At 53.0% G+C, this 6947-nt stretch carries 8 protein-coding genes; all 8 read right to left on the bottom strand.

The genetic code is table 11. From position 1 onward, the window contains the following. Window positions 1-378: 378 nt before the first annotated feature. From J3489_RS34740 to J3489_RS34705, 8 genes are read right to left on the bottom strand one after another with little or no spacing between them, the layout of a single operon-like run. Window positions 379-1302, bottom strand: coding sequence for a LysR family transcriptional regulator (locus tag J3489_RS34740; protein ID WP_242540553.1), 924 nt, complete (start codon window positions 1300-1302; stop codon window positions 379-381). Between the two features lie 35 nt (window positions 1303-1337). Continuing rightward, a complete protein-coding gene (gene argC / locus J3489_RS34735) occupies window positions 1338-2270 on the bottom strand; it encodes an N-acetyl-gamma-glutamyl-phosphate reductase (protein WP_207005347.1) in 933 nt (310 codons plus the stop codon). Next, a complete protein-coding gene (locus J3489_RS34730; RefSeq protein WP_207005346.1) occupies window positions 2242-2736 on the bottom strand; it encodes a GNAT family N-acetyltransferase in 495 nt (164 codons plus the stop codon). The genes argC and J3489_RS34730 overlap by 29 nt, the downstream gene beginning before the upstream one ends. Then, a complete protein-coding gene (locus J3489_RS34725; RefSeq protein WP_207005345.1) occupies window positions 2729-3637 on the bottom strand; it encodes an EamA family transporter in 909 nt (302 codons plus the stop codon). Before J3489_RS34725 ends, J3489_RS34730 begins: the two co-directional genes overlap by 8 nt. Further along, window positions 3634-4356: a 2OG-Fe dioxygenase family protein gene (locus J3489_RS34720; protein WP_207005344.1), complete on the bottom strand. Its 723-nt coding sequence runs from the start codon at window positions 4354-4356 to the stop codon at window positions 3634-3636. Before J3489_RS34720 ends, J3489_RS34725 begins: the two co-directional genes overlap by 4 nt. A 19-nt stretch (window positions 4357-4375) precedes the next feature. Next, the gene (locus tag J3489_RS34715) at window positions 4376-5314 is read right to left on the bottom strand and encodes an iron-containing redox enzyme family protein (protein WP_207005343.1); all 939 of its coding nucleotides are present in this window, start codon (window positions 5312-5314) and stop codon (window positions 4376-4378) included. A gap of 4 nt (window positions 5315-5318) precedes the next feature. Then, entirely contained in the window at window positions 5319-5939 is a 621-nt protein-coding gene (locus tag J3489_RS34710) for a pyridoxamine 5'-phosphate oxidase family protein (protein WP_207005342.1), read from the bottom strand. After that, window positions 5936-6880 (bottom strand): fatty acid desaturase family protein, encoded by a 945-nt coding sequence (locus J3489_RS34705; protein WP_207005341.1) that lies wholly within the window; start codon window positions 6878-6880, stop codon window positions 5936-5938. The genes J3489_RS34710 and J3489_RS34705 overlap by 4 nt, the downstream gene beginning before the upstream one ends. Window positions 6881-6947: the final 67 nt, after the last annotated feature.

Here is a 6947-nt window from a genome sequence, read left to right as displayed (position 1 = left end):
AACTTACACCATGGTCACCTTCCACCTCAGGCACTTGCCCCCTCAGCCTTCTTGCACATATCTCCGCACACTACCTGCCCGGTAATATTCCCCGTGCGTTGCTGCCCGAGTACATCACAGACCTCATCCTCCAGCGCTCACCGACGATCGGGCGAATTCGAAACCTTCGGATTCTCTGAAGCGGGATGCTTCTTCGGGGGACGCATCGAATGGTGGCAGAAGATGTGGCGCATCTGCCTGTAGACGGCTGCGGATTCAAACCGGTCGATGCAACGGATAGATGACCCGCACCCCGCCTGTAGGGTGAGCTGTCGTGTGATGCCACGATGGAACCGCGCGACGCGGCTATGGCCGCGATATAACGAACTCATGAGCAAATCATGCGACGCGCTGCAGTTGTGCAACCTCGGAAGGTTCACTTTGCGACAACATTTTCCATACAGAGGCTTTTAAACATTCTTCCAGCTCAGTAACCAACGCATCTGCTGCGGCAGGTTTTTGGAAATGAATGCCCACGTCGAAGGTTTTACCAGGAAACAGGTCAACCAATCGATAAGCGTTTAGGTCGTCATCGACCAGCCATGTTGGGCAAAGGCCCCAGCCGAACGCCGCTACGCAGGCCTGCCTTACGTCCTCGATAGTGGGCATAACGTGCACAGGCGCATCCATTCCTGTGCCTGCCATCCGACGCGCTGCCTCGTTTAACATTGTCAAGCTGCCGCGCGAGGTAACACATGGCACATTTGCGAACGAGCTTCGCCTGGCATGCGCACCGAAAAGGATCCTCGATACCTCCTTGGCAGCGACCGCGCGAAAGCTGAGAGTACCAACGCGCTCACAAGTGTAGTTGCATGGCGCATCCGAGCTTAGTGTGAGAACTGCGGAAGCAGCTCCTCTATTATTCGGTGAAACGGCTGAGTCGCTTCCTTTTGCAACTTCCAGTAGCACTTTCCGTCTACCGCAGAACAAGCCAAGAGTACCGACGAGCCAATTGCCCCACAAAGCTTCATCGACCTCAAAATGCATTATTTTCCAGCTTGCTGCAGCTGTCTGATTGTCGTCGGCAACTTTTGGGGCCAACTCGGCCTCAAGTGCACGGACACTCTCAGTATGCGTACACAGTCGTGCTCCCATCGGGGTAGCCACGCAAGGTTTTCCTCGCTTGATCAACACCCCACCCATCTTCTTTTCCAGCAGCGTAATACGTTGCGAGATAGCTGATGGCGTTACTCCCAATTCCACGGCTGCTGCGTCAAATGAGCCACAGCGCGCAACTGCGGACAACGCATTGAGTAGATGCATAGTCAAGCACGACAATTCCTCATCGCCGAATCGAGTTAGCTTCCGGAAATCATTAGATCCAGATTCTGTACTGCGGCGCCGGATGCGCCTTTCCCGAGATTGTCGTACACAGCAGCCACCACGCATTGGCGATACTCATCGTTTCCAAATACATGCAGTCGGATTCCGTCGTTGCCATTCATTGACTCAGCATCGAGGTTGTCTGGAGCCCGGAGATCACCGAGGGGTGTAACCGAAACGTGCTGATGCCCGTCATAGTAGCCTTCAAGTGTTCTATGGACCTGCTGCACTGATACCGCATCCGGCAACGCTGAAAGGTGTATCCCAACGTACATTAGGATCCCTTGTCGATATCGGCCGATCATCGGCAGAAAAATGGGCCGCCGCGCCAGCTCGGCGTGGCACTCGATTTCCTTGATGTGTTTGTGTTCAAGCGAAAGGCCGTAGCCAATAATTGGTGTCTTCGTGTACGCGGAATTTTCCGGATTTTCGTATTGGTCTATCATCTGGGAACCGGCGCCTGAATACCCCGACACTGCATGGATGCAAAAAGGATATACAGACGGAACCAGCTTACACGCAATCAAGGGTTTGACTATCGCCAAGGCGCCCGTCGGATAGCAGCCGGGATTCGAAACAAACCTGGCAGTTGCGATTTTCCTGCTTTGATCTGGTGACAACTCCGCAAAACCGTAAACCCAATCCGGCGTAACCCGGTGGGCACTACTCGCATCGATCACCCGAACAGCCGGATTGGCTATGAACGAAACAGCCTCTCTGGCTGCATCATCCGGCAGGCAAAGGATTACGACGTCCGCACTGTTTATAGCTTCGGCGCGTCGCTGGCCATTCTTACGTACTGCTTCCGGTAGCGAAAATACGTCCAAATCACTTCGCCCCGCTAGTCGCGATCGGATTTGTAGCCCCGTTGTTCCTGCCTCACCGTCGATATATACCTTGGTCTTCATGCGAAACTACCTCCACGAGGGAATTAACGGTTCGAGAGCTGCAGCGCCACAGCGGATGGACGAAATGGAATCCGACGATCGAGAAGCCTTCCTTGAACCACAACTTCTGGGCTATCTGGTTGCTCACGAAGGTGTCCAGGCATAGCTGCTCACACGAATCCTCGCGTGCTCGATCTCTTAAAAATTGCATGAACTTCGGCGCTAATCCTTCTCGCCTGAAACCTTGATCGATGTAGAAGTGATCAACATACATGTAGCGTCCACAATAGAACCTCGTGTTCACCCAATAACCTGCCATGCCTATGAGTTCTCCGGAGCAGAACGCACCGACGCATCGCCATGCAGAATTGGCAATGACAGAGTAGCGACTGGCCAGGTCTTCTTCTGCCACGGATGCATACATCTTCTTCAGCATGGGGATCAGAAGCTTCTCCTCGTTCACTTGGAGGTGCCGTAACTCAACCATGATGCCCTCTCCTCCACACGCTAACGAAGTGCAGAATCAATCCGACAAGGACCAAAGCGCAGGACACAACCTGTACGGGAAACAATCGCTCTCCAAGAAAGACGTATGACAGAGCGATCCCGAATACAGGGATCAGTAACGCGAAAGGTGCAACTGTGGTCACGGGCCGCTCTGACAGCAGGCGTCCCCACACAGTTTGCGCTGCGAAAAGTGATACAAGGGACATATAGAGGATCGAACCAATCGCGTAGGTTGGGTGGTTCACGAATGCGTCGCGATGGAAGGGCTCCGTCTCAAGCTTCCAGCTAAGAGCCGATACAAAAGGGAGGGCCAGCAGGCACGATGCCGCTTGCAACGAGAAAAGGCCTTTCCATTGGATGACACGCAATTGCAGGCTGGAGCCTGCCCAGCAGGCGGCTGCTATCAGGCAAACCAGGAAGCCTGAAACGGAGAAGGTTTGTCCCCTGGCTAATGTCAGGAGTACGAGGCCGCCGAATCCAAACAATGCCCCGACGAGCGTTCCCCAAAAAGGGCGCTCCTTCAGCACCACAAATCCTAGTAGCGCCGCGATGAAAACCTGGGCCTGCATCACCAGAGAAGCCAATCCAGCCGATAAACCGAGGTAGATCGCAAGCGTCGAAAGGGTGTACTGCCCCCCCGCAGATAAAACTGCATACGATGCGATCACCCGGAGTTTGAGCTTTGGCCAGCCGAAGTACACGACTGTCAGACCGATGACAAGGAAGCGAACCGCTGTCAGCGCGAGCGGTTCGTAGAACCTTAGCGCAAGACGAAGGATCACAAAGTTGCCTGCCCAGGCCATCACCGGGAAAAAAGCGGCATAGAGCGGCAAACTTGACCGCCCTGCGAGGATCAACGAAGGTTGTCCGGTCTTGTTCATCTGAACTCGATCACAAGTAGATCCCGGTAACCCGGCACGTCGGGCTCCGTCGGCAATATCGGCGTAGTGTCATGGAACACTGTGTCGTCGCGAAACAGTAAGATATCGCCCGGCTCGGCGAGCCTCCCTTTGAAGATAGGCTGCTTCTCGACGAGGTCGTAGAGACTGGTTTCCCCTCCCGTGAAGCCAAACATGTTGGCCATGAAAAGACAGCTAAACTTCACGCCGTCCCTATGCATTCCCTCTGGCACCGGCTTGCCGACCTCCGCATGTGCCGCATATATTCTGTTGAAGTACGTGTTGATCTTCCACATCGGCACGTCCTCGAGTTCACTGTACACGCGCCCCAACTCCTTCAACAGTCTGGTGACGACTTTGCTGTTGATCATCGGCTCCGTCAATGGACCGAAGAAGCGATTGACACCCCCATTGAGCGGGTTGAAATAGGTAGGCTGCGTGTACGGACCGTATGGTTGAGGCTGCAGCCTGTCGTCTTCGGCAAAATATTTGAAACGACCGAAGCGCCGGTATCGATATTTTCCGCCGTCATTCATGTACTTGTCGACTTCGAGCGTATTCCAGAAGTCTTGAAACTGTAGCCATTCCTCTTCGTTAAGCAGGTTCACGCCGAGAACCGAATTAACGTCTCCATAGACGAACCGGTCATCACCAAGATCCCATACGCGCGCAGCGGTCATCGTCGATTCTATTCCGTTCATGGAATGTGCCCTCAAGTCACTAGAAAATAACTGTGTCCCGCATCGCAGCGGTCAAGCTCTTGTAATAGTCCACCGCAACCTGGTAACGAATTAGGCAACCTCTGCAGACTTCAGGTAGCGAGGCGTGATGCTCGCTAACAAGAGGTAAGAGCACGCGCTTGAAGAGCTGCTTTCCATGGTTTGCATCGACTTCGATATGCAACCGGTGGTAGTGGATGACATCTTCCGGTACTCCGACACGCTCCAGCCCAGTGACAGTCTTCTGAAAGCGGTAAGGGGCGGTGTGCTCCAGGATCGCGAGAGACCCAAGCAATCGTGCTGAATACTGCCTTCGGAGCGCATACATCATCAACAGGTTACCGTTCTTTAGTGCGGCGGCCGGAACCAACGAGGCCATGTCGGCACCGCAAAGCGCTTCTCTCAGGAACGAGGCCGAGTTGCGAAATAACACCGTGTGCATTTCTGCTTCTTTACCCAACCCCATCTCATCCCAGTAGTTTTCGGCCAACGCAAGCTTCATATCCCCCGACATCCCCAGCTGTGCAAGCGCAATGACGTCATCGAACCGCCCATCGACTTGTTCTTCCATTCCAATGTAAAAGGCGAGCTCCACCAGGCTGGCTTCATTGGCGAGAAAATCGAAAAATTCGGACACCTCGTGCCGATGTCGACGGAAAAGGCCGAAGTACCACTCCTCGAAGTCAAGGTGTGATTTCGGGAGGTCAAAGTCTTGAATCCTCGATTCTTCAAAAGCATTCCAATCCGCTTCCAACTTCCATACTTTCCTGTATTCACCTTCTGACGGTGCGTGGAGAAAGGCAGCCGGATGACCGATTTCACGCAGGTAGAACTCGTTCAAGGCCTTCTGCACGCGGAAGGTATTGCATTGGACTGTTGACTGATCGTCGATCGGCGTAGGCGGTCTTTCGCCGAAAGCGGTCTGCTTTTTGTTGTTCATCGTTTCAATCCTCTACTGCAGTTGCGCGCTGCACCGAACCGTTGGCCGTATCCGTGGGAACGAAGGGGCGAAGATCTGGCTTGCTCTTCCAGAATGGCTCAGGTGGTGTATGGCCCTCGCGGGGACTAAAGACGGACGTGATTGATCCGCTTTCCTCGGGCAAGTATCTGGAACAGTTCGGAAAGATATCCAGCGCGGTTACGCGCACGACAAGCTTCGCACCCGGAAGCTTTGCGGTAACACTTGAGGTATCGTCCACACTTGCTATACCGTTGATTCGCAGCTTCCGAAACTGCCCCTCTAGTTCAACGAAAAGCATCCCCACATAAGGATTAGCCAGGATGTTACCGATGCTGCGGAACATGCCGTTGCCGTCGTAGTCTGGAAAGATGAGGGCGTTCTCGGCGACGATGTGAACGAACCCCGCGTCGCCACCCTTGATCGAACAGTCGGGCCTTCCAGCCTCGTCCGCCGTTGCAAGAAAGAACATGCGGGCATTCCGGATGACATCACGATCCCACTCAGAGAACTCGTCATGCCGACGCGTCGTGTACAACTGGTCAGCAAGAGCTCGCGTTTTGAAGCGTTCGTGCAATTGCCTGCTCTTTTCGTGATAGAAGCTCATTCTCCCGTACTCCTGGTGGATCCGTTCCGCAATCTTCCAGAGAACAGCGCGCCGTAAAAACTCCGGTAAGTCGGGTAATAGTGAAGGATCTGATCGGCAATGGAAGCATGCAAATCATGCAGACGATCAATCGGCAATCCAGGCATCAGGTGATGTTCCACATGATAGTTATTGCCATTAGTAAACCATGTCATGAAAGCATTCGATTTTATCGAACGCGTATTCTCGAACACGCTCGTGGTTTTCACGTTGCAGGAGAAGTGCTCAGGGAATTCGATGAAGGCGTGAATCGGCGCCGCAAATAAAACCAGAGGAATGAGCCATACCTTGAAAATAAGGATTGACCCAGTCCACCGGGATGCGGTAGAAAGAAAAATAATGGCGAAGAGCACCACCACATAGTCACGCCGCATCCTGCGCGACACATCCGGGGACTCGCCATCAAATGGCCTAAATGTGAGCGCTCGCCACAAGCCACCGAGAAACGAGATGTACAGGCTCGGCATGAAGATGCGCTTTAGCCACACGAGAAGGGAGGCCGATTTTCCCTCGCCGTATTGATCGCCATAGTCGAACAACTCTTTGTTTTCGGATGTACCAAGATTTTTGTGATGACGCAAGTGGCTCGCCTGATATCCAGCATATGAAACCAATAGCGGGATTCCAAGCAAAACACCCACAAACTCGTTCATATATTTATTGGACAGACCTTGATTATGTAAAACCTGATGCTGCAACTCTACACCATGAGCAAAAAATGCTCCGATAATAAACATTCCGATAATCTGTAACGTGAGATTGGGTGCGTACACCAGTTTGATTCCGTAATAAATCCCCGCTAGGTATACGGCGAGCTTCAGGTTGAACGTAACGTCACTGGAACGGCTTCGCAAACTGGAAGCAGCCCATTTTTGTTCGACTGGTTTGAATGTCTCAGACACAATGGCCTCTCTAACAATCCTTTCAGTAGAAAGGGTTGTCCTCGTATTCATTCTGGTTACTGTGGAT

Source organism: Trinickia mobilis, from assembly GCF_017315705.1.
GTDB lineage: Bacteria > Pseudomonadota > Gammaproteobacteria > Burkholderiales > Burkholderiaceae > Trinickia_A > Trinickia_A mobilis.
Note: the sequence above shows the minus strand (reverse complement) of the source record. Positions and strands in the feature narration are given on the sequence as shown.

Bases quoted from the DNA above. Each gene is read 5' to 3' on its own strand.
- J3489_RS34740 (WP_242540553.1), bottom strand. From the start codon at position 1,302: ATGCATCTACTCAATGCGTTGTCCGCAGTTGCGCGCTGTGGCTCATTT.
- argC (WP_207005347.1), bottom strand. From the start codon at position 2,270: ATGAAGACCAAGGTATATATCGACGGTGAGGCAGGAACAACGGGGCTA.
- J3489_RS34730 (WP_207005346.1), bottom strand. From the start codon at position 2,736: ATGGTTGAGTTACGGCACCTCCAAGTGAACGAGGAGAAGCTTCTGATC.
- J3489_RS34725 (WP_207005345.1), bottom strand. From the start codon at position 3,637: ATGAACAAGACCGGACAACCTTCGTTGATCCTCGCAGGGCGGTCAAGT.
- J3489_RS34720 (WP_207005344.1), bottom strand. From the start codon at position 4,356: ATGAACGGAATAGAATCGACGATGACCGCTGCGCGCGTATGGGATCTT.
- J3489_RS34715 (WP_207005343.1), bottom strand. From the start codon at position 5,314: ATGAACAACAAAAAGCAGACCGCTTTCGGCGAAAGACCGCCTACGCCG.
- J3489_RS34710 (WP_207005342.1), bottom strand. From the start codon at position 5,939: ATGAGCTTCTATCACGAAAAGAGCAGGCAATTGCACGAACGCTTCAAA.